The sequence below is a fragment of the Planctobacterium sp. AWM4_229 genome, from assembly GCF_056160305.1.
On record NZ_JBSWWX010000007.1, the window covers coordinates 269479 to 291448 of the forward strand.

Annotated in this window: 19 protein-coding genes; 9 read left to right on the forward strand and 10 right to left on the reverse strand. The window is 45.9% G+C overall.

Features of this window, described 5'->3' with window-relative positions:
- Nucleotides 1–83 precede the first annotated feature (83 nt).
- Nucleotides 84–2696, reverse strand: coding sequence for a bifunctional aconitate hydratase 2/2-methylisocitrate dehydratase (gene acnB / locus ACXAGP_RS17050; protein WP_475262760.1), 2613 nt, complete (start codon nt 2694–2696; stop codon nt 84–86).
- A gap of 268 nt (nt 2697–2964) precedes the next feature.
- On the reverse strand, nt 2965–4152 hold the full coding sequence (locus tag ACXAGP_RS17055) for a tetratricopeptide repeat protein (RefSeq protein ID WP_475262761.1): 1188 nt from the start codon (nt 4150–4152) through the stop codon (nt 2965–2967).
- Between the two features lie 197 nt (nt 4153–4349).
- On the opposite strand from ACXAGP_RS17055, the gene ACXAGP_RS17060 reads away from it, so the two are divergent.
- Complete coding sequence (locus ACXAGP_RS17060; RefSeq protein ID WP_475262762.1) at nt 4350–5153, forward strand: hypothetical protein; 804 nt, start codon at nt 4350–4352, stop codon at nt 5151–5153.
- A 351-nt stretch (nt 5154–5504) separates the two neighbouring features.
- Here the strand turns inward: ACXAGP_RS17060 and ACXAGP_RS17065 are convergent, their stop codons facing one another.
- Nucleotides 5505–5825, reverse strand: a complete 321-nt coding sequence (locus ACXAGP_RS17065; RefSeq protein ID WP_475262763.1) for a hypothetical protein — start codon at nt 5823–5825, stop codon at nt 5505–5507.
- A 122-nt stretch (nt 5826–5947) separates the two neighbouring features.
- Here ACXAGP_RS17065 and ACXAGP_RS17070 point away from each other — a divergent pair, with 122 nt between their 5' ends.
- The 6 genes from ACXAGP_RS17070 (at nt 5948) to ACXAGP_RS17095 (ending at nt 11739) form a co-directional block, all read left to right on the forward strand.
- Nucleotides 5948–6781 carry a helix-turn-helix domain-containing protein gene (locus tag ACXAGP_RS17070; RefSeq protein ID WP_475262764.1) on the forward strand — a complete coding sequence of 278 codons (834 nt, stop codon included), beginning with the start codon at nt 5948–5950 and terminating at the stop codon, nt 6779–6781.
- A gap of 70 nt (nt 6782–6851) precedes the next feature.
- On the forward strand, nt 6852–7592 hold the full coding sequence (locus tag ACXAGP_RS17075; protein WP_475262765.1) for a substrate-binding periplasmic protein: 741 nt from the start codon (nt 6852–6854) through the stop codon (nt 7590–7592).
- Between the two features lie 98 nt (nt 7593–7690).
- The gene (locus ACXAGP_RS17080) at nt 7691–9163 is read left to right on the forward strand and encodes a WS/DGAT/MGAT family O-acyltransferase (protein ID WP_475262766.1); all 1473 of its coding nucleotides are present in this window, start codon (nt 7691–7693) and stop codon (nt 9161–9163) included.
- 6 nt (nt 9164–9169) lie between these two features.
- Nucleotides 9170–9967, forward strand: coding sequence for an esterase/lipase family protein (locus ACXAGP_RS17085; protein WP_475262767.1), 798 nt, complete (start codon nt 9170–9172; stop codon nt 9965–9967).
- Nucleotides 9968–9973: 6 nt separating this feature from the next.
- Complete coding sequence (locus tag ACXAGP_RS17090) at nt 9974–10936, forward strand: alpha/beta fold hydrolase (RefSeq protein ID WP_475262768.1); 963 nt, start codon at nt 9974–9976, stop codon at nt 10934–10936.
- A 98-nt stretch (nt 10937–11034) separates the two neighbouring features.
- The gene (locus tag ACXAGP_RS17095) at nt 11035–11739 is read left to right on the forward strand and encodes a hypothetical protein (RefSeq protein WP_475262769.1); all 705 of its coding nucleotides are present in this window, start codon (nt 11035–11037) and stop codon (nt 11737–11739) included.
- Nucleotides 11740–12296: 557 nt separating this feature from the next.
- On the opposite strand, the gene ACXAGP_RS17100 is transcribed toward ACXAGP_RS17095, so the two are convergent.
- From ACXAGP_RS17100 to ACXAGP_RS17120, 5 genes are all read right to left on the reverse strand, one after another.
- Nucleotides 12297–13283, reverse strand: a complete 987-nt coding sequence (locus ACXAGP_RS17100; protein WP_475262770.1) for a substrate-binding domain-containing protein — start codon at nt 13281–13283, stop codon at nt 12297–12299.
- Nucleotides 13284–13650: 367 nt separating this feature from the next.
- The gene (locus tag ACXAGP_RS17105) at nt 13651–14439 is read right to left on the reverse strand and encodes an SDR family NAD(P)-dependent oxidoreductase (RefSeq protein ID WP_475262771.1); all 789 of its coding nucleotides are present in this window, start codon (nt 14437–14439) and stop codon (nt 13651–13653) included.
- A gap of 74 nt (nt 14440–14513) precedes the next feature.
- On the reverse strand, nt 14514–14771 hold the full coding sequence (locus ACXAGP_RS17110) for a DUF1289 domain-containing protein (protein WP_338291609.1): 258 nt from the start codon (nt 14769–14771) through the stop codon (nt 14514–14516).
- A gap of 126 nt (nt 14772–14897) precedes the next feature.
- Nucleotides 14898–16283, reverse strand: coding sequence for a YfcC family protein (locus tag ACXAGP_RS17115; protein ID WP_475262772.1), 1386 nt, complete (start codon nt 16281–16283; stop codon nt 14898–14900).
- Nucleotides 16284–16508: 225 nt separating this feature from the next.
- Nucleotides 16509–18596 (reverse strand): M13 family metallopeptidase, encoded by a 2088-nt coding sequence (locus tag ACXAGP_RS17120; RefSeq protein ID WP_475262773.1) that lies wholly within the window; start codon nt 18594–18596, stop codon nt 16509–16511.
- Between the two features lie 320 nt (nt 18597–18916).
- Between ACXAGP_RS17120 and ACXAGP_RS17125 the strand changes: the two genes are divergently transcribed.
- Both ACXAGP_RS17125 and ACXAGP_RS17130 read left to right on the forward strand, forming a co-directional pair.
- Nucleotides 18917–19855: a dienelactone hydrolase family protein gene (locus ACXAGP_RS17125; protein ID WP_475262774.1), complete on the forward strand. Its 939-nt coding sequence runs from the start codon at nt 18917–18919 to the stop codon at nt 19853–19855.
- 94 nt (nt 19856–19949) lie between these two features.
- Nucleotides 19950–20738 (forward strand): hypothetical protein, encoded by a 789-nt coding sequence (locus ACXAGP_RS17130; protein WP_475262775.1) that lies wholly within the window; start codon nt 19950–19952, stop codon nt 20736–20738.
- A 595-nt stretch (nt 20739–21333) separates the two neighbouring features.
- Here ACXAGP_RS17130 and ACXAGP_RS17135 read toward each other — a convergent pair.
- A complete protein-coding gene (locus ACXAGP_RS17135; protein WP_475262776.1) occupies nt 21334–21513 on the reverse strand; it encodes a hypothetical protein in 180 nt (59 codons plus the stop codon).
- Between the two features lie 36 nt (nt 21514–21549).
- Nucleotides 21550–21729 (reverse strand): hypothetical protein, encoded by a 180-nt coding sequence (locus ACXAGP_RS17140; protein ID WP_475262777.1) that lies wholly within the window; start codon nt 21727–21729, stop codon nt 21550–21552.
- Between the last annotated feature and the right edge of the window lie 241 nt (nt 21730–21970).

Consider the following 21970-nt stretch of genomic DNA (forward strand, 5'->3'; position numbering starts at 1 on the left):
CCTCCAGAAATGAGGGAGCAGCAATAAAAACACAAAAAAGCCGGACTTAAGTCCGGCTTTTGCTGTTAAATGCGCTCAGTCAATTAAGACAGATTTAGCGTTGGAATGATGTTTTCCTTGGCTTTTTCTTCAGCAGCTTTAAAGTCGGGCATCTGATCAAAGTTCAGATAGCGGAACACTTCAGCACTCATCGACTGAATCTTACTGGCGTATTCCATGTACTCGTCTGCCGTTGGGATCTTACCAACTATAGCACCAACAGCTGCCAACTCGGCAGAAGTCAGATACACATTGGCACCATCACCCAAACGGTTCGGGAAGTTACGTGTAGAAGTAGACAATACCGTCGCACCTGCTTCAACACGTGCTTGGTTACCCATACACAGTGAACAACCAGGCATTTCTGTGCGCACACCAGCACGGCCGTAGATGTTGTAGTAACCTTCTTCCATCAACTGGGCTTTATCCATCTTAGTCGGTGGAGAAATCCACAAACGTGTGGACAGCGGCGCCTTGTTTTGCTCCAGCAGTTTACCCGCAGCGCGGAAGTGACCGATGTTGGTCATACAAGAACCGATGAACACTTCGTCCACTTTATCACCAGCAACATCAGACAGCGTCTTGGCATCATCTGGGTCATTTGGACAACAAACGATAGGCTCTTTGATGTCGTTCAAGTCAATTTCGATAACTTCGAGGTATTCAGCATCATCATCAGCACGCATCAATTCTGGGTTAGCCAGCCATTCTTCCATCTTCTGAGCACGGCGCTCAAGGGTACGCGGATCGCCATAACCTTCATTGATCATCCAGCGCAACATGGTGATGTTAGAACGCAAGTACTCGCTGATAGACTCTTCAGAAAGCTTGATAGTACAACCAGACGCAGAGCGTTCTGCAGAAGCATCGGACAATTCAAACGCTTGCTCAACCGTTAAGTCTTCCAGACCTTCAATCTCCAGAATGTTACCGGAGAAGATGTTCTTCTTGCCTTTCTTCTCAACCGTTAACAAACCTTGTTTAATAGCATATAACGGAATAGCGTGTACCAGGTCACGTAACGTGATACCAGGCTGCATCTCACCTTTAAAGCGTACAAGTACGGATTCAGGCATATCTAATGGCATTACACCGGTTGCGGCTGCGAAAGCCACCAGGCCAGAACCTGCAGGGAAAGAAATACCCAATGGGAAACGGGTGTGAGAGTCACCACCAGTACCCACAGTATCCGGCAACAACATGCGGTTTAACCAGCTGTGGATGATACCGTCACCCGGGCGCAAAGATACGCCGCCACGGTTCATAATAAAATCAGGCAGAGTGTGCTGAGTATCGATGTCTACTGGCTTAGGATAAGCCGCAGTGTGACAGAATGACTGCATGGTTAAATCTGCAGTAAAACCAAGACAAGCAAGGTCTTTCAATTCGTCACGTGTCATTGGACCTGTAGTATCCTGAGAGCCTACTGTGGTCATTTTAGGTTCACAGTAAGTACCGGGGCGAATACCTTCCACACCACAAGCTTTACCCACCATTTTTTGCGCCAAGGTATAACCTTTGCCGCTATCTTGAGGTTGCTCTGGTTTGCGGAATAAATCAGACGATTCTAAGCCCAATGCTTCACGTGCTTTTTCAGTCAAACCACGACCGATGATCAGGTTAATACGACCACCAGCACGGACTTCGTCCAGAATAACTTTAGACTTATAGCCAAACTCAGACAGGGTTTCACCCGTCTCAGCGTTGGTGATTTTACCGTCTAATGGGAAGATATCGATGACATCGCCCATTTCCAACTTGTCTACATCGGCTTCAAATACCAAGGCACCTGCATCTTCCATGGTGTTAAAGAAAATCGGTGCCACTTTGCCACCAATACAAACACCACCACCGCGCTTGTTTGGTACGCCCGGTAAATCTTCACCGAAATACCACAGAACAGAGTTGGTTGCAGATTTACGTGAAGAGCCAGTACCTACTACGTCACCAACGAAAGCAACAGGATGACCTTTAGCTTTCACTTCTTCGATTTGTTTCAGAGGACCCACTTCGCCGTGCTCTTCTGGCGTTAAACCATCGCGCGTCATCTTGTACATGGCACGTGCGTGCAATGGGATATCTGGACGCGACCAGGCATCAGGTGCAGGCGATAAATCGTCAGTATTGGTTTCACCTGTGACTTTAAATACCGTCATAGTGACTTTTTCAGGTACGTCGTCACGAGAGGTGAACCACTCACCCTCTGCCCAAGACTCAATGACTTCTTTTGCATGGGCATTGCCCGCTTTCATCTTGTCTTCTACATCGTGGAAAGCATCAAACATCAGCAAGGTATGCTTTAGCTCTTCTGCCGCTAATTCCGCAAGGTCAGCATCATCTAACAGCTCAACCAAGGTGGCAATGTTGTAACCACCGTGCATGTTACCAAGTAACTGCACTGCCGCTTCTTTGGAGATAATAGGCGAACTGGCTTCACCTTTTACAATCGCAGATAAAAAACCGGCTTTAACATAGGCGGCTTCGTCAACACCCGGAGGAACACGTTCGGAAATCAATTCTAATAAAAAGTCCTCTTCCCCGGCTGGTGGTGTTTTCAATAACTCAACCAGATCAGCAACTTGCTCGGGGTTCAGTGGTTTTGGGGGCACACCTTCAGCGGCGCGTTCCTCGACGTGTTTACGATATGCTTCTAACACAACAAGATCCTCATAAATTGTTTCGCACAGATGTGCTTATTGAGATGATAGCCATTCGCACTATGCCATTTGATGTTCCATAGCAGTGTGCTCGACTATCCCAACGATTGTCGGATAATAGAGGAACTTAGTATAAAGAATCCTAACAATAAAGGAAAACCAAAGCCGTTTTTTATTATCAATATCCAGTATAAATAGCAGTTATGTGATTGCTCACTACTATCATTGATTTAAATATAAACGACTTGGTGTCAATAAATCCTTTTTGTTAATCGAACTGACGGGCTCGCAAAGCGGACAATTTGGCATAATAAAGCTGCCTTTGGGATTGCTCCCAAGACTTCTCCGCCGCAGTACGCATGGCTTCAGCTGCAGCGGTAAATTCACCACGCTGATACAAACTTTTAGCCAAACCGAAATAGATTTCATCCAGGTAAGGAGCCAAAGCCATGGCTCGCTGATAATAACTAATGGCTCTGCCATGCTGGCCTTCCAGGAAGGCATCGTGTCCGAGTTTTATCCAGGCGTAAGGATTACTATCCGGAAATTCCAATAATTTTTGACGAATTAATTCTGCTTGTTCAGGTTTATTTTGCGCCTCCAATAACAAAGCGTAGTTACTCAACAGGTTGGTATTATTCTGAGCTGCAATCATCCCGTATTGGTAAAATGTCTCTGCCAGTTCATTCGCTTGAAGGCGGCGATATATGACGGCCAGCAGATTAATGTTTTCAGCATCTTGTGCTGCCAGTTGTAATGCTTTTTCCGTATACCAGAAAGCATCAGCCAACTCGTCTTGCAACAAGGCATCGGCAGCAAGGTTTCGGTAATACATGCCCATAAACTGTTGTTCACTGATCTCATCGCCGGGAACGTCATAGCGATTGGGGAAATAATCCACTATTAACCTCGGGCGAATAAGGGTGATCACGTCTTTTTTGGGCCGCCAGCTTGGATCATATAAAAACGTGCGCACGTGATAAGAAAGCAAAAGCACGTTATTTCGCTTCTTATATACCGGGGTCGCATTAACCAGTTGATAGCCCACTTCAACTCCAGCGATTTTAGCAAGTGCCGTAGTTATAATAGCCAGAGACAAACAATTCCCTGCCTTGTGGGTCATGGCTTGGGTCGCGTTGTACGTCTTACCGCGGTAATCGAAGCCATCGGTGTACATGTCCAGGTAATAGTAGACTCGATCATGAGCAGGTTCATCAGCTCTAATTGGGTCGTTGAACCAGGCTTTAAAATCAGCTTCTTGCTCGGCCGTTAACTGAAAAATGTCGGCCTCATTGAACAAACGTCTGGCACCGACATCATCCGGAACCACAATCTGATGAGCGACAGTTTCCTGGTTTGCCAGTTGATTATCTCGCTGTTGATTGTGGTTGCTGACACATGCCCCTAAAAATACAACACTCATGGTTGCCATGATGAACTTCTTCAATATTTTCATACCTTTATCTTGCTGCCGGTGTCACCTTAAAAAAAATTTCCCGGCAAGGCAATCAATGCTTTCAATAAATCCATGCCCCGCAAAACCACTTGTAAATTAATTGTTATGAATACGTATGCGTAATGTTTCAGTTTCTACCTATCCAGGATAAAACTTTAAAAGCAAGCAGAAACGCAACAGGGCCAAAACCGGATTTTATGACAAAACAGGAATTAATTGAGGAGCGATTGGAGCAAATCCGAGCAACTATCGCTGCGCAAAATCATACATTGGCTATGTTGTTGCCCCACTGTGATGGTCCGCTCCACGCTATGCGTATGGATGACTGTGATATTGGATTTATGCTACTTGTAGAGGCCGGTTGCAAGGAGTTGTTTTTGAGAGACATCGCCTGGCTTGCCGAAATCCAGCATATTGCTTTCGAATTTCGCCGCAGTCCGGGACATTTCCGTTTCCTCTTCTCAGATGGCATTTTTTGTGATCTGACCGTCATGGAGAAACACGAGCTGGAGAGGCAAGTAATTCCCTCTGATGAAATTGCCTGGCAACGCACCACCATGCATTCCGAGATTTTTGACGTGGCCGTGCCGCAAAGCTCCCGTTACTACCTTGATGACATTGTAGAGTACGATGATCCTGATTGGCTATTGGGCGAGCTGCTAACTAACCTGCTTATTGGCTTAAGAAGGTTCAACAACGGTGAAAAGCTATCGGCCTTTTACCTGATTCAACACCATGCGCTATCCCGGCTGCTCAGTCTGGTAAATCAGTGGGAGCCAAAACAATCTAACAGTAATGGCTCTAGCATGCCTCAGCAACAAAGTGTTGAACGCAACTACCCGCAATTATCCAATTTACTTCGGGAGTTTGCCTTGGGTTACGAGTCAACGCCGCGTTCAGCAATGGCAATATTGAAATACGTTGAACAACACGCAAGCATAAATTATTTCATTAAAGATCAAATCCTGAATCAGATTCAATCCCACAGCAATTTGCATTAATACCAATTAGTAATAATATTTGCTCTACTCAGTGGGAATTGAAACGCATTTATTCGCTGTCTAGCTAAAGCTGTTCTATGCTGTTCCAATCAGCATTTGTAAGACAAGGCTGATGGTTGAAGGTCTAGTGGGGCTCGATAACTGCTAGTGCGTTATTCTAATCACCTATATCCTTGTGGGGATAAGTCGAAAACATCCAACACAGTATAAATGCGTTTCAAACCCATCGAAGACGCGCCTCAGGAACATTATTTCTTTGTTGTGCGAAGTTCATAAGACCACCAGTATTCTTTCATTCGCACGCCTCGAACTAATGTCCCTGAAGCTGCGCTGAGCGACCACTTATTATTATTAATTGGTATAGGCCGTTTGTGTTTGTTTACTTTTCTGTATTTCCCTGACCAGAAGATAGACCAAGATGGCAATTGAGCCGGTGGCCAGAATTGCCAGTAGCCAGGGCCATGGATTAACCTTTCGGACTTTTGCATCGGCCAGCATCCAACTGCTAAACACCAGGCAGCTGATCACCAGGTCAAACAGAATTTGCATCGCCCCGGCGGATTCAAATCCGGAGGCCCAAATCCCAAAATATCCCACATCCAGTAACACCCACGTGCTAAAACCAGCAAAAGCCACCAGTATCACGCCCAATAAAATGATTCGCATATTCATAGTTCTCTCCTTTTGAGTTTTGCTGCTAGTCTAGCTTTTGGGGTAATACCGGCAATTACCTCAAAGGTAATTGTTCCTTTACTTGTGATAATTAAAATGGAAACAACCTCGGAGGTACCAACATGACCAACGCCACCACTAAAACCCATCAGGAAAAAACAGATTCGGCTTTTTCTGGCATGTTGAAGCGTTGGCGCAAATTTAAAAAGCTGTCTCAGTTAGACTTGTCACTAGAGACAGGCATTTCCCAGCGTCATATTAGCTTTTTGGAATCAGGCCGTTCCAGACCGGGAATGGAGGTCATTCTACAACTCGCAAGCGCCCTCGACATGACTCTCAGAGACAGTAACCAGCTGCTGAAAAGCGCGGGTTATGCACCGGCTTTCACTGAGCGAGAACTGGATGACAAAGCCATGGTAAGCATTAATAATGCGCTGCAAATGATGCTCGAGCACCACCAGCCTTTTCCCGCCCTGGTTGTAGACAGAAACTGGGATCTGTACCTGGCCAACCAGGCTACTAATACACTGCTTAAACTCATAGGCTCGCCTGACCCAGCCCTTTTCCACGAAGGAAAACTCAATATTTATCGCCTCACTTTCTCGGAAAAGGGATTCAGACCTTTTATCAGCAATTGGCAGGAAATTGCCAATCCATTGCTATTGCGTCTGCAGCGGGAAGTCAATAGTGACCCCGACAACACATTTTTAAGTGCACTGTTTGAAGAAGTTCAGCAGCTCTCCGGTTGCTCAGAATATTCAAGTACAGACATCGCGGCAACACTGGCTCCGGTACTCTCATTGCAGCTCAAAATTGGCGATATAGAGCTTAAATTATTCAGTATGGTTTCTTCATTTGGTACCGCGCTTGATGTGACTGCCGCAGAACTCAAAGTGGAGACATTTTTCCCTGCAGACCAACAAACCGAACGGTTTTTTAAGACTAATGGCCTATAGCCAAGTACATCGCAATATTTCAAACTAAACCTGTTGAAGGTTGAGAGAGCGGCTGATGGAGCTTCTGCAAATGCGATATTTTTTTCTGTTTCTCTGGGCACTGGTGCCCATATGCCGCGCGAATGTGCCGCTCACCGTCGCCGCCATAGATTGGTGCCCCTACATTTGCGATGTTAATTCAGAAAGACCCGGTGTGCTGGTAGAAATCGTTCGAGAAATTTACAAGAATACCGAATTTGAACCTGAATTTCTGATAATGCCTTGGTCAAGAGCCATCAGAGAGGTGGAATCAGGGAAATACATGGCATTATTGGCCCCATCAAAAACCGAAGCACCGAACCTGCTGTATCCAGACCATCCAATTGGGACGCAGCGTTTTTGCTTTTTTAGTCGCCCAGAGGATAACTGGCGATATCAAACACCTGAGGATATTGCGCAAAGAAAATTGGTCTACCCAGCAGATGGACTACCATTGGAGTTAAGACACCTTAAGTCACAAAGCAACCAGTTAAAAGGTTTATCTTATGATGGTAGTTTTGAAGAACAAACCAGCCAACTGTTACTGCAGGGTTATATTGACAGTATTTTAATCACTGAATTTTCCATGCTGTACTTTCAATTTGAACAAGAACTTCAAAGTAAAATACGCACTTCCGGCTGCCTGGCTGAGGAAGATTTGTACCTGGCATTTACGCCATCAGGACCACACACCAGTGAAGTGAAATTATGGCAAGACATTCACGATAGGGCCGCAGTTTCTCCTGAACATCAAAAACAGGTTGCTATGATTCTGGCCAGATACGGTTTATAGCCTGCCTTAATCTTTCACAGAATAATTCAAACAGGTGTTTCACTTCTTTCCATTTCCTTCATATACTGAGCTAATGCAAGCAACAAAAAGTGGACAACATGCAAGCTTTATCTGGTCTGGACGCCTCGTTTTTATTTCTTGAAACCAATAAAATCCCCATGCACATTGGCGGAGTCGCCATTCTCGAAGGAACACTCGATTTCGAGCACTTTAAACAGTTCCTGCAAGAGCGGGTGCACACGGTACCTCGACTTACCGAAAAACTGGTTACCTCGCCACTCAATGTGGATCGCCCCCATTGGACCTACGACAAAGACTTTGATTTAAACCTGCATATACATCGCACCGCATTGCCAAGACCCGGCGGCTGGGCTGAGCTGCGCTATCTGGCGTCCAAAGTATTCTCCTTGAAACTAGACCGAGACAGGCCATTGTGGGAATTCACCTTTGTGGAGGGCATAGACTGCATCCCACAAGTGCCAGAAGGCTCTGTGGCGCTGATCTCTAAAATCCACCACTCTGCATTTGATGGTAAGTCAGGTGCGCAATTGATGAGTATGTTATTCGACGTTTCACCCAAACCGCGCAGGGTCCCGCCACCAGTGGAGCGTGAAAAAGATAAAGTTCCCGGGGCCATTAGCATGTTAACCCAAGGCGCGTTTAATCTGGCTTCGCGCACCACCAAACTACCGGGATTACTTTGGGAGACGGGTAAAGCCACGGTAAAAACCAGCTACATCTCAAAAGTACACGGCATCGACATGCCTACCTTGCCATTTACTGCACCGCCTACGCGATTTAATGATATCGCCGGGCCTGAGCGAATTTGGGACTCCTCCATTCTTGATTTGGGACGGGTTAAAGCCATTCGCAAAGCGGTAAAAGACGCAACCTTAAACGATGTGGTACTCACTATTTGCGCTGGCGGCTTGCGCCGCTACCTGATGGAAAAAAACGAACTCCCTGAAAAACCTCTGGTGGCCATGGTGCCGGTATCTACTCGTACTGATGATCAAAAAGATGACATGGGTAATCAGGTTACCGCCATGTATATCCAATTGGCCACAGACGAAGCTGACCCTATCAAACGTTTAGAGACCATTCACATCAATACAGTGATTGGCAAACTCTATCACGAAGCGGTGGATGCCGAGAGTTTGATGGGCTTTGCTGAAGTTATCCCCTTTGGACTGGCAGGCGTTGCCGCGCGATATTACAGCCGCGCCAATATCGCGAAAAAGCACAACCCTATCTTTAATCTCATCATTACTAATGTTCCTGGTCCGCAAATCCCTTTGTACATGGCTGGGCATAAATTGCATGTCAACATGGGTACGGCGCCCATCATTGACGGCATGGGCTTGATCATGCCGGTATTCAGCTATAACGGCAGTATTTCTATCAGTGCCACATCCGCATCAAACCTGATGCCCGATATGAAGCAGTTTGTGCGCTATGTCAGGGAATCAGCCAATGAACTGGAAGCGGCCGCTATGGCAGTACTGCAACAACAACCGGCAGATGAGCCAATTGCTAAAAATACCACCGAAGACGAGGCAAACAAGAAGTGACACTGAATGAGTAAACCTCGACTGCATCACACCTTATTTGAAAGCCGCACCTTGGTGGAATTTGCCGCGGCAACACTCTCTTTGCCGTTTTTATTGAAATCCCCCTCAGGCAAACACCCGGTAATGGTACTACCGGGCTTCCTTGCCAGTGATGCCTCCACTCTGCCTTTGCGCAAATTTTTACGACTCAAAGGTTATCGCCCTTATGGATGGCAACAGGGGCGGAATCTCGGACAACACATCATCCCGGGTGCCACCATGATCCGGGAAGATTTACTGGAGAGGGTTCTGGCTGTAGTGGAGAAAGAACAACAGCCAGTGCATCTGATAGGTTGGAGTTTGGGGGGCATTTTGGCCCGTGAAATCGCGCGACTCATGCCGGATATGGTGGCGTCGGTGATCAGCTTAGGTAGCCCCTTTAATTCGCCTGAAGCCTCTTCACCGCTAGCGGCTGTGCTGTTTAAGCGCTTCAATCAAAAACGCATCGGCGCTGAATTTCAAATTCCCGAAACCATGGCGGCTCCGCCGCCTGTACCCTGTACGTCAATCTATTCTCGCTCGGACGGCATCACCCATTGGCAAGGCTGCCACCAGCATGGTGAAGAGCGTCATGTGGAGAATATTCAGGTCAATGGCAGTCATTTAGGTCTGGGCCATCATCCCACCGTGTTGTGGCTAATTGCTCACCGCCTGGCAGGTAACAGTGAACTCAAGTCACTGCATGATTGGCGTCCTCTTGATGTCAGCGCTGCCCCCCGTTGGTTAACGGGGAAAATCAGCACTCAGCACAATCATGATGAGTAATTAACTGTGTCATCTTCCCAAAGCGACGACAGCCATACCATCAACCCGCGAGAAGCCGCTGAGTTACAGAGTATCGAATACCATCCAGAAAACCTGTATCGCTGCGGCAATATTGATATCGCTTGTGATAGCTTCGGTGACCGGAACAACCCGCCAATACTGCTAATAATGGGCTTGTCCACACAGCTTATTCATTGGCCAGAAGAGTTTTGTCGAGAATTGGCGGCTAATGGCTTGTGGGTTATTCGCATGGATAATCGCGATATTGGTAAAAGCACTCGATTCTCTGAGCGACGTCCACCAAGTTTTGGACAACTGCTGGCCCATCGCTGGTTAAAAACCCCCATCAACGCCCCCTACAGTCTTGAGGATATGGCCCAAGATGCAGTGCATCTGTTAGACAATCTCAAGGTTAAAAAAGCGCATATCGTGGGGGTTTCCATGGGCGGAATGATTGCCCAGCTGATGGCTATCCACCATCCAGACAGAGTGCTTACCTTAACCAATATCATGACCACCACTGGCGATAAACGCCTGATGCATCCCAAAATAAATGCCTTATTGGCCATGGCGCGTAAACCCAAAAATACAGTGCAAAGCTATATTGATAATGGCTTGCGTCTTTGGCGCACCTTGCATGGGCCAAACCTGGAGTTTCCCGAGCAAGCCATTAAAGAAGTACTCCTGTTAGCTACGCAGCGCGGCGTCACCGCCGCGGGTGTATTGCGTCAACTCAGTGCTATCGCCACGGCTCCAGACCGTTCTTTTCATTTAAAAAAGCTGACCTTGCCCACCTTAATTATCCACGGCGATGCTGATCCCTTGCTTAAGGTGCACAATGCCCATGCCCTCAAACGGGTTATGGCACATGCCGATTTGCTTGTTCTAAAGGGTATGGGTCACACCCTGCCCCGAGAATATTGGCCAGATATCATTACCGCCATCGTCAATAAAACCCGAGATTCTTGACCTGTCACAAGGTTCAGGCTTTAAAACAACAGGGCGACTGTTTTTTTGAGTTGCGATATCACATAATCACATTGGCTATTAATTAAACGGTGGATATTATGCTGCACAGCTTGAATGCGCTTGAAGGGTACCTGGTTCTTGGCTCTGATGAGGAGTTGGGTTATTGCAAAGACTTTCTGTTCAACGACGAGCATTGGAATGCCCATTACATGCTTATCGATACCCATAAATGGTTACCCGGCGGCAAGAAAGCACTAGTGCACAGTAAATTAATCAGCCAGATTGATAGTGACAAACAAGAGATCCATTTGCAGGTCAGTAAAACTCAACTGAAACAAAGCCCGTCATTACTGAGCAATGATCCCATTGCCAGAGCTTATGAAAAAACCTACATGTGTTATTTCGACTACGCCACCTGGCATGTGGGACCAGAACCGCTGGACACCTATCTGACCGGCGTCCATCCAGAGCGGGTTAAACTCGTGGGTGCTGGTGAAGAGCCCGATTCAGAAAAAAACCACGTGCATTCCGCTAACTTTGTCGAAGACTATGAACTGGAATCAGACGATAAAAAACACGGCCACATCAAAGATTTTATCCTCAATGACGAGAACTGGGATATTGCCTACTTAGCCATAGAAATGAACAGCGTATTAGGTCACAAACAACCCATCCTGCTCAAACCCTCAGAACTGGAGCACATCGACTGGTCGAAACAGAAAGTGATTGTTGATTTACCGGAAAAACAGATCCTCAATAGCCCGGCCTATCATGGGAAAAGTTATCCCGCGAAGGAGGTATGAGTTCGCTGTACGCTGAGTGATTGGCTACGCAGCTTGTGGCTTGGTAATGAATGATGCCAATTTTAAAAAGCATACAAATCTTACAAATCGGTTCTCTGATGTTTTTTCTTCGAAGGGGAGATCCCCTTCAACCCCCTTTTGGCCCGGACGCGAGACGGCATAAGCCTTGTAGGTCGCGCTTTAGCTCGACAACGCTGTGAGATTCAACGATCTGTGTCCGACTGAAGTCGAACCATATATCCTTGTTGCCAATCTTCAGGTTTAATCTGCTCTTTCAGCTTATCTCGCGAAAGGGCCAAGAAATACCCGTACTTCGAACTAGCATTGGGGCATGGTTTAATAACTTGAGAATGAGTTTACTCAATCGCGGCTCATACACTTAAACCGTTTAGTCTATGCTCTGTTTGATACTAGTGAGAAAAAGCTCTGAAAGAGTTCAAGCGAAAAACAGACGAAACACTAGATCTATATTCAATTTCTCGTATTTCTCGTATTTCTCAAAAATTTAAGAAGGTTTTTCCCTGAGTTTGCTAATTTCGGGAGGGTGCGATCGCTTATCAATTCCCTGATACACAGCTCGCATAGTTTGTGGGAGTACAATTGTTAATCTTAGTGAAGGTAACCTTCTCTACATGTCCGTCATTTTTTAATTTCCATAACGCTTTGAAACTTTCAACCCCAATCTGATATGGATTCTGACCTACATTTACGGTCGATAGCCCACGTTCCAGAAATTTTAGTTGCTCAGGGATAGTATCAATACTTGCAATTACTAACCCTCCACTTGCCAACTTGTCTGAAAATGGAGCAATAGATTTTACATATAATTCCCCTGAAAACTGGGGTCCTCCACCGGTTATAATATAAACGTCTGGTGCTTTATCACTCAATATTCTGGACATTTGCCTGAGAGAGCGCTCTAAATCGCCATGAAATTCGGAAGGACAGCCAAATACACTTTGCCAATGGCTAGTTTGCGCCTCAAACACATCCAGAATGCCTTTCATACGAGCCATATGGTTAGGTGAATCAAGTCTGGATATTTGAATACAATAGGTTGCCCCATGCGGTCTCATTTTCACCAGTTCATTTGCAAGTGTAGTACCAAGAGCATAATTGTCAGTACCAATATAAGCTCTTGATAATGTAGCGGAGAATGGTGAATCGAAAGCAACAACTGGATTTTCCCAAACTTCAATATCTTTACTAACCAATTCCGCCAACTTTTGTTTTTCGATGGCTGAGAGTGCAATTCCATCAACATTCAGCTCAATTAAAGATCGAATTATTGCACCTTGAATTCTAATACTCTCTAATCTACTACCAACATAAACGCATTCCGCATGATGCAATTTTGCTTCATCTGAGCATCCTCTTGCAACCTCATCAAAAAAGAACTCGTGGGTATTTTTAGGAACTATTGCAAATACCTTCTTGCTTGAGGATTTGAGGTCCTTAATCATTCGTAATGAATCTACATACGAATCCACGGATTTCGCTTCAAAGCACAACAGGGATAGGAAGAGCAGAATTACCCTTAACATGTGGAACTCCTAAGGATTTACCTACGTAAAGGATAGCTCATTTGAGCAAATAAGCCGAAAGTGAAGAAGAACCTGCTAAAAGGTCATCAGGGATGATGTCTATACAACATTTGTAGGTTCGAATTGAGCTGCAGGGATGCAGTGAATGCCGTTTATGTCGGGAACATGTAAACGGCCAAGCGGACAATGGCGGTTAATTCATATTACGTTGTCGAACTAGTCTTTTTTGCTCCCTGCAAGTTGCGCTAATTGCGCAACATAGGTCAAATCAAAAACCTCGTCGAACTGAAGTTCGACCTACACAATTAATGTTTCTCGCTTCATGGACAGAAATGGTTTTAGAGGGTTCCTCCTAAAAATATTATGACTAAAACCGACTAAAAAAGCCACTTACGCCGCGCACCAACCACTTGGGATACAAGCGTGACCATTGCACCAGGGCTTTGTTGTGTAGCTTGTGCACATAAATGGTTTCGCTTTTCATCACAGATTTGTAGGCATCTTTTACCAGCGACTCGGGGGCGACTTTCATAAAACCGGGAATATTGTCTTCCAGACCATTGCCCTGCTGGATCATATTGGTTTTGGTGAAGCCCGGGCAGACACAATGGGCTTTGACATTGGTGTACTTTATCTCCTCCACCAGCGCTTCGGTAAAAGACAAAACAAAGGCTTTGGAAGCACCGTAAATGGCAAATTTGGGGGTGGGAATAAAACTGGCGATGGAGGCGACATTAATGATTTTGCCATTGTCACGAGACAGCATCTGCGGTAAAAACTGACGGGTCATTCTCACCACGGCATTAATATTCAGAGTCAGCAGCTGTTCCAGCTTAGCGGGCTCGGTAGTAAAAAAGTCTTGCACATACATCAAACCAGCATTGTTAACCAAGATATCTACCTGTAATTGCCGCTCTTGAAGTTGAGCCGCCAAAACTTCCGCCGCATCGGGCTGCGTTAGATCCTGTGGCAGCACGGTAACTTTGACGGAGTGCGCTTTGCGCAGCGACTCCGCAATAACCTCGAGTTTTTCCAGGGAACGCGCCACTAACACCAAATCGTGTCCCTGGCGGGCAAACTCTTCAGCAAAACACTTGCCGATACCTTCAGAAGCCCCGGTAATCATTGTGAGATTGAGATCAGCATGTACAGCCATGTAAGTATTCCACTTTAATGTTTGAAGTCTCAGTGTAGAGCGGAAGCGGAAGAATTGGTAGTGATCAACAGGCTCTAGTCTTCATCGCCAAACAAGGAAGACTGGCTATCTGCCTGTGGTGTGTTTTGTTGTGCTTGATTCTTGCGGTACATCACGCGTTTTTTACGCTGTTTGCAGGCGTTGAGTATTTGTTGTTTTACCGCATTATCTACCTGATGCCAGTAGACACGCTCATCCCGACTGCGAAAGCAGCCTTTGCAATAGCCCTTGTTATTCACCTGACATACGCCAATACAGGGGCTGGGGATTTCAAAAAACTCAAGTTGTTCCATAGCTGATTTATAGAGCTAATCGCGCGATTTAACAAGATGGATAAATGTTCAGTAGTGTGGGGCTAACACTCGTTAGCCCCTTTAAGATCATGTATTACGGGTTTGTGGAAACGTGAGTCGTAGCCTTTAGGTGCCATAACCAAACATAACTGCCAGTATCAATACTATCGAAGCAGCAGCCATGAGCTTAAGGATGAGTGGCATACAGAACTTGAACCACAAGTGATAAGGTACGCCCGCCATACCAATAATCCCCATCAGTACCGCATTGGTGGGAATAATCATATTAGAAAAACCATCACCAAACTGGTAGGCCAGCACCACTACCTGTCGGTTTACCCCCACCAAATCGCCCACCGGCGCCAACAGTGGAATAGTGACATAAGCCTGACCACTGCCAGAAGGGATAAACAAATTCAAAAAGGTTTGCATGATAAACATACCGACGGCCGCCAGCTCTGACCCAAGATACGACAAGGGATAAGACATGTTATACACCAATGAGTGCAGAATTTGGCCGTCTTCCATGATGAGTGCGATACCTCGCGCCACACCGATTAGCATAGCGGTGGTGGCTAAGTCCTTCACTCCTTCAATAAACTGTTGTGCCGCTGTATCTGCATCTAGTTTACCAATAACCGCAGTGAACACACCCCACAAAATAAACAAGGCACCCAGCTCATACAGATACCAGCCCTTTTGGGAGATACCCCACACTGCGGTAGCGATGGTAGCCACCAGGCCGAACAGGATCAGCTTATGGTGCAGCTTAAGTTCGGGGTAACCGACTTTGTCATTACCCGCCAATGGACAAGGCAAATCCGCCGTCATGGATTGAGCGGGATCAGCCAGGACTTTTTTGGCATAACTCCAGACGTGATGAAAACCGATAAGCACAAAAGGAATGAATATCGCCAGGCGCAACTCTATCCCTGAATACACCGGCACTTCTGCAACACTCTGTGCCACCATCACGGTAAAAGGGTTGAATGCAGAAACACCATAGCCAATACCATAGCCGGTTACCACCATACCTACAGCGGTCATGGCATCCAGTTTCATGGCTTTACACAAGCCCACCAATATCAACACAAACGGGATGTACTCCCCTGCCGTGCCAATGGCCCCGGATGTCATGGCAAAACAAAATACCACCATGAAGATCAATAAATTGGGCTTATGACCAAATTTGTGCAGCAGATTGCCAATAAGTGCATCAATAGTGCCGGTCGCCCTGGCAACCGCCAGTACCCCGCCCACAATAAAGACAAAAAAGATAATGTCTTGAGCTGCTGCTAGTGCTCTGGGGATGGCCACCAGAAAATCCATCGGTGTCAGCCGCACTTGTTCTTCACTGAGGGTAAAGGTTCCCGGTACTACCGATTGACGTCCATTTTCAAGGGTCACGGTTTCAAACGCCCCTTGTGGTACTAGCCAGGTGGCAATGTATGCCACCAGCATCATGGATAACAGAAGAATAAGGGTATGTGGAACTTTGAAACTATTGCTCATGGCCTTTTCTTGTTCTCCCTTTTATGTCGGGAGGTCCTTGTTTATTGTTATAACACAGGCTTGCGCTGAGGTTACGCGCTAACCAGACTGTGATTGAGCCGCAGATTAAACCCTCGCCTGGTGCATTTGCAAATCGAATTTTATAGCACAGTATTTCAGATTTGAGTGGTTTAGGTATAAACAAGGCCGCAAAAGCGGCCTTGGATAACACTCACCTGAGATTTACTACCAGATCTTAACTCGTGCTTCAGGTGGCAGATACAAGGCATCTTCTGGGGTTACGTCAAATGCCTCATAAAACTCCGGTACATTGCGCACCGAGCCATTCGCTCTGAAGTGACTGGGCGAATGAGGGTCGGTATCGATTTGATTGCGCAGTGCTTCATCGCGATATTTGTTGGCCCATACCTGTCCAAAACCTAAAAATACCCGCTGCTCGCCGGTAAAGCCGTCCATAACGGGAGCTTCTTTACCTTGCAGTGATAGCTGATAAGCTTTTAAAGCGATACTGATACCGCCTAAATCACCGATATTTTCACCTAAGGTAAACTCACCGTTTACGAACACTTCCGGTAAGGCTTCAAACTGATTGTATTGCTCTATTAATTGCGCGGTGCGATTTTCAAACTCGGCTTTATCGGCATCAGTCCACCAGTTGCGCAATACACCATCACCATCAAAGGTGCTACCTGAATCATCAAAACCGTGCCCTATTTCGTGTCCAATTACCGCGCCGATACCACCGTAGTTAACGGCATCTTCTGCTTCCATATTAAAGAAAGGCGGTTGCAGAATGGCTGCGGGGAACACAATTTCGTTCATAGGCGGATTGTAGTAAGCGTTCACCGTTTGTGGGTTCATGGCCCACTCGTGTTTCTGTACCGGTCTTTTTTGCTTCTCCAGCATTTGCTGATACTGCGCTTCTGAAGAGCGCATCAGGTTACCGTATAAGTCGTTTTCATCTACGGTTAACAATGAGTAGTCACGCCATTTATCCGGGTAACCAATTTTCGGTGTGAATTTGGATAGCTTATCCAGCGCCTCTTTTTTAGTCTCATCGGTCATCCAGCTGAGATTTTTAATGCTATCTTCATAAGCCAACAGCAGGTTGTCCACCAGCTTTTCCATACGTGCTTTCGCTTCGGGCGGGAAATGCTGTTTAACGTAAACCTTGCCAATAATCTCACCAACGTTTGAATTCAATAAGTTAACGGCTCTGCGCCATAACGGACGCGGCTCTTCTACACCGCGCAAGGTTTTACTGTAGAACTCAAAGTTTTGCGCATCGATTTCTTCGTTCAAACGAGCAGCGGTAGCATTAACAAGGCCCCATTGCAGGAAGGTTTTCCAGTCATCCATGCTGGTGCCGGTGATAATGTTGTTAAGCTCTTTCATATAATCCATCTGGGTCACCACCAGACCATCCAGATCGGACAATTGCGCCTCAGCAAAAAAGACATCCCAGGGGAAATCTGGCATAACGCTATCCAGCTCCGGCAACATCACCTTGTTATACAGCGCCACCATATTGCGGGTATCTTCTTTTTTCATATGATGACTGGCCAACATGGTTTCCAGTGCCATCACGGTTTGCGCATTCTTTTCGCCGTTGCCTAAACCCGCCAGTTCAAACATTTTTGCCACGTGCGCCACATAGGCATCACGGATATCCTGACTGGCTTCATCCTCTTTGAAATAATATTCGCGATCCGGCAAACCTAAGCCCGCCTGCCAACTGTATATCATATAGGTTTCGGGATTCTTGAAGTCCACATATTGACCAATAACAAAGGGCGCACCAAAACCGTACTTACTGGCGCGCGCGAAGTATTTTGCCAGGTCTTCTTGAGATTCGATGGCATCGATCATGGCCAATTCGTCAGCCAGCGGCGTAACGCCCAGCGCATTGCGCTTTTCCATGTTCATGTAGGAGTTGTACAAATCGCCCACTTTTTGCTCGTCAGAGCCTTGGGCAAAATTCCCTTCTGCAGAAGCGTTGATGATCTCCAACACTTTCTCCTGGGCTTCGTCGCGCAAAATTCCAAAACCGCCGTAACTGGCTTTGTCTGCAGGGATCTCGGTTTTGTCATACCAGGTGCCGTTCACATAACGGAAAAAGTCATCGCCGGGTTTAACGCTGGTGTCCATATTTTCAAGGTAAATACCCGAAACATATGCTTGTTTTTGTTCTGCTTTGGGGGTTTCAGCAGCCGGTGTTGAGGCGCTGTTTTCTTGCGGCGCCTGGCTGCATCCGCCCGCAATAAGTCCTAGCGCCAGGGCAACGCCCAGGGCCAGTTTGTTGACATTTTTCATGGTGTTCCTTAGTTATTTTTTCTGTTTTGATATCTGTCGCAGTGCAAGTGTACGTGCCCCTTTGCAAATAGGCAAAAGTGAACAGCGCAACATGCCAAATTATCTGTTACAAATCCTTAACAAGTCATATTTACTGGCAAATATCAGGTTATTTAGTTAACCAGTTCACAGCTTCACAGTAGTTGTGAATTACTTCACGTTCTCCATGCTGTCTTTGTGCCACAAGTGCGCCTATCTTACTTTCCATCGCAGGGAAGCCTCGCAATGCCAACGCACTCGAGCCCAGTGATATGACCCTAATCACTATTTGGAGAACAACGATGTTACGCAAGATTTTAATGATATCCTTACTAATTCCTGGTCTGGCGTTTGCCGGATGGCAAAGCAGCGATAAAAAAACCGCAGATGAAACCGTCGCCATTCTCACCAGCAACGACGAAGTTATGAATGCCTATCTTTGGTTACCAGAAGACTATGACGCCAATAATCAATATTCAGCGGTAGTAATGGTGCACGGCTGTGGCGGTGCACACTATCGCGATACACCTGACCAGTGGACCGCGAAATACGTGTCCGGTAAGTACAAGGTATGGGGCAAGTTGCTCAATGAGCAAAACACTATTGCACTGCTTGTCGATTCTTTCACTCACAGAGATAACAATGGCGATGTCGGTGGCGGTGTGTGCGGTGGCGACCCGCTGGATCGTCCAGCGAAAGTCGATCCTATTTCAGTGCGCCCTGCAGATATTGCCGAAGGTATCGCCTGGCTCAAAGCCCGTGACGACATCAACCCGGATAAAATCGGGGTACTCGGTTTTTCCAATGGCGGCACTTCCGCTTTAGCATTTGCCAATCACGGCATGTTAGCCAGCAATGAAGAACAGTTACAGATGGGCGGCAAGCAGTGGTTCAACCTGCCCTTCGATGCACAATATCAAGCCAGTACCGTAATAAGTATGTACCCGGGCTGTGGCCTGAATGGCTATTCTGATGCCACACAAGATATCTTTGATGAGGCGTTTGAGACCAATAGCGAAAGCTATATTTTTGCCGCATCCGATGATGATAGTCTGCCCGATGACACTCTGGAAAAATGCCACAATCTGGCCATGCTTGATGCCGGAAATGGTTGGGAAAACCCAAATCTACAGCTTAATGTAGTGGCCGACACTGATCACCAGTTTGATTACAAAGAAAACGACGAAGCACCGGTCGAACAAACCATAGACCGCATTCTTGCGTTATTTGGCTCGATGTAGGAAATTCGCCACATATTTAGAAACAAGTCCCACACGAACAGCAATACCTTCTTCGCTATGCTCTAAAGTGAGCATTTCGAGGAAGGTTTTGTCCATGCGTAATTTATTGATACTTTTACTGCTAGTTAGCACCAGCACAATTGCAACAGCTGAATACTTTCCGGGCAAGTTTGAGGAAAAACAAGTTCCCCAAAACACTTTACTGCTGTACAAAAAATCCAACATCGACGGTAGTCACGAAAGCCAGATAGCACTTTATTACCATGACGCGCTGAATATTGAAGCATTCAAGTGGACACCCGGCAATGCGCGAGGCACCTCCGTTAGCGCAAAAATATCAGCTGCGACTTTAAACGTGATTAAATTTAGTGCCGCATCAGTGATGGCAGATGGCACAGTGATACCCCGCGCGCAACTGCGTGAGGTCTCGCCGAAACGATATTCAATACAGTTGGGGCACCAGCATTCAGAAACCACTATCAATGCCGGTTTGTGGCACAGCTATGATTTCGATTTTGCTAGTTTGGCCTTTGCTTACCGTCATCTAACTGACCCAAAAGCAGATTTTCACTTCTCCATTCTGGACCTGGACATGAGTCAAAGCCCACCTCCTTTCGTCAAGTTCGGTGATGTTGTCATGCGCTTTGAGAACAATGAAATCAAGCTTGGGAAAAACGCAGCACGCTACGCCATTGACGGGGACGGCCTGGATAATCGGGGAGGAAAAATATGGTTTGATAGCCAAAGCAAACATTTATTGTTGTTTGAAATTGAAAAGCCAGACGAGCGTGGCTATACATCCAATCGCCTGGAACTTGTGAAAGCCGCAACAATGTCAGCGGAGCAATGGCAAGAATTTAAGGTTTCTCGATTGACAAAATAGCAGGAAAGAATATTAATTTTTCGTCTTTTTGCTTTGCAACAGACCAAACATATCAGTGGTATTTGAGCCCAAGATTTTATTTAGTTTTACCTGACATGCCGGGCACATGTCATCACGTCCAGACGCGATCAGAACGTTGCAATTGAGGCAGCGATTCTTATTACTGAATTTCGGCGACGCTTTACTTAAATCTACATGCACCATAACAATGAACGAATCTGTAAAATATGTTTAAAATATAGCCACATTTGCAACTCATTTGAGTCCGACAATACAGTCAATCTTTGTAGGATATCTCTGACAAAGGTGATTCCAAAAAGAAAGTTACTCCTTATTACTCCATTCTCATTCAGCTAATGTGATGTTTCAGTACGTTTTAACAATGCGTAAATTTCGTAATTGATCGCCAATATGGCCAAGATAGCGCCTCCGAAGAAGTAACTAGAACTAAAAAAGTAAACTTGATTTTGAAAAGCATCTACTATTGCCAAAGCTAAACAATAGAATACATTCAACCCAACTAAAACTTTGCAAAATTTAACTAATTTATTCATTTTAAATTTAGCGCTCTTTAAAGAGCGCTATTCCTTGTAATTCATTTATTTAAAGCATCGTAAATTCCATGCCCAAGACCTGTACCAAAGTCAGCGGCGACCTGCAGCGTACCAATATAACCACCAACGTAAAGCATCGCACCGAGCAGCGGTGCTAAACCTCCATCGACAAGCTCCAGTTCCTCTTCAGTAAGAATCTTTGCTTCCATTTCAAAATCCATTTTTATTTCCTTTTAAATCTTTTGCTTATAACGTAACTATTCAATGACGATAGTCCATGGGTCACCAACAAGAATATTGTTGTAAACCCAAACTCCGGCCTGGCCAACATTATATCCGAGGCTCCCCGCAATATTTGACCAATCCCAAGTGCCCCCACAAACCAGCTCAAGCTCAGAATCCGAAAGTTCTGATAGCTCCTCTTTTTTAAACTCCATTATTCATTTCTCCTTTATGCTCTGCAAAATTGCAAAGTAGTTAAATAGTACAAGAAGAAAAGAGAATAAAAACTGTACTTCATAGCAAAATAGGAACGATAATTTAACTCAGGTAATTTGGGCCCTGGAGTTTTTATCGGCGTTATTGGTAGTGTGGTTACTTATGCTGACTAGAATTAGAAGTCGCTGAGTAACTGACGATCACCTAAATAATGAAAGTCGACAGATTGCAGCAGCAAAT

Excerpts from the sequence above, each read along its gene's own strand:
- ACXAGP_RS17125 (WP_475262774.1), top strand. The coding sequence starts at position 18,917 with ATGTTACGCAAGATTTTAATGATATCCTTACTAATTCCTGGTCTGGCG.
- ACXAGP_RS17080 (WP_475262766.1), top strand. The coding sequence starts at position 7,691 with ATGCAAGCTTTATCTGGTCTGGACGCCTCGTTTTTATTTCTTGAAACC.
- ACXAGP_RS17100 (WP_475262770.1), bottom strand. The coding sequence starts at position 13,283 with ATGTTAAGGGTAATTCTGCTCTTCCTATCCCTGTTGTGCTTTGAAGCG.
- ACXAGP_RS17060 (WP_475262762.1), top strand. The coding sequence starts at position 4,350 with ATGACAAAACAGGAATTAATTGAGGAGCGATTGGAGCAAATCCGAGCA.
- ACXAGP_RS17070 (WP_475262764.1), top strand. The coding sequence starts at position 5,948 with ATGACCAACGCCACCACTAAAACCCATCAGGAAAAAACAGATTCGGCT.
- ACXAGP_RS17140 (WP_475262777.1), bottom strand. The coding sequence starts at position 21,729 with ATGGAGTTTAAAAAAGAGGAGCTATCAGAACTTTCGGATTCTGAGCTT.
- ACXAGP_RS17075 (WP_475262765.1), top strand. The coding sequence starts at position 6,852 with ATGCGATATTTTTTTCTGTTTCTCTGGGCACTGGTGCCCATATGCCGC.
- ACXAGP_RS17110 (WP_338291609.1), bottom strand. The coding sequence starts at position 14,771 with ATGGAACAACTTGAGTTTTTTGAAATCCCCAGCCCCTGTATTGGCGTA.
- ACXAGP_RS17105 (WP_475262771.1), bottom strand. The coding sequence starts at position 14,439 with ATGGCTGTACATGCTGATCTCAATCTCACAATGATTACCGGGGCTTCT.
- ACXAGP_RS17120 (WP_475262773.1), bottom strand. The coding sequence starts at position 18,596 with ATGAAAAATGTCAACAAACTGGCCCTGGGCGTTGCCCTGGCGCTAGGA.
- ACXAGP_RS17130 (WP_475262775.1), top strand. The coding sequence starts at position 19,950 with ATGCGTAATTTATTGATACTTTTACTGCTAGTTAGCACCAGCACAATT.
- ACXAGP_RS17085 (WP_475262767.1), top strand. The coding sequence starts at position 9,170 with ATGAGTAAACCTCGACTGCATCACACCTTATTTGAAAGCCGCACCTTG.
- ACXAGP_RS17115 (WP_475262772.1), bottom strand. The coding sequence starts at position 16,283 with ATGAGCAATAGTTTCAAAGTTCCACATACCCTTATTCTTCTGTTATCC.
- ACXAGP_RS17055 (WP_475262761.1), bottom strand. The coding sequence starts at position 4,152 with ATGAAAATATTGAAGAAGTTCATCATGGCAACCATGAGTGTTGTATTT.
- ACXAGP_RS17095 (WP_475262769.1), top strand. The coding sequence starts at position 11,035 with ATGCTGCACAGCTTGAATGCGCTTGAAGGGTACCTGGTTCTTGGCTCT.
- ACXAGP_RS17135 (WP_475262776.1), bottom strand. The coding sequence starts at position 21,513 with ATGGATTTTGAAATGGAAGCAAAGATTCTTACTGAAGAGGAACTGGAG.
- ACXAGP_RS17065 (WP_475262763.1), bottom strand. The coding sequence starts at position 5,825 with ATGAATATGCGAATCATTTTATTGGGCGTGATACTGGTGGCTTTTGCT.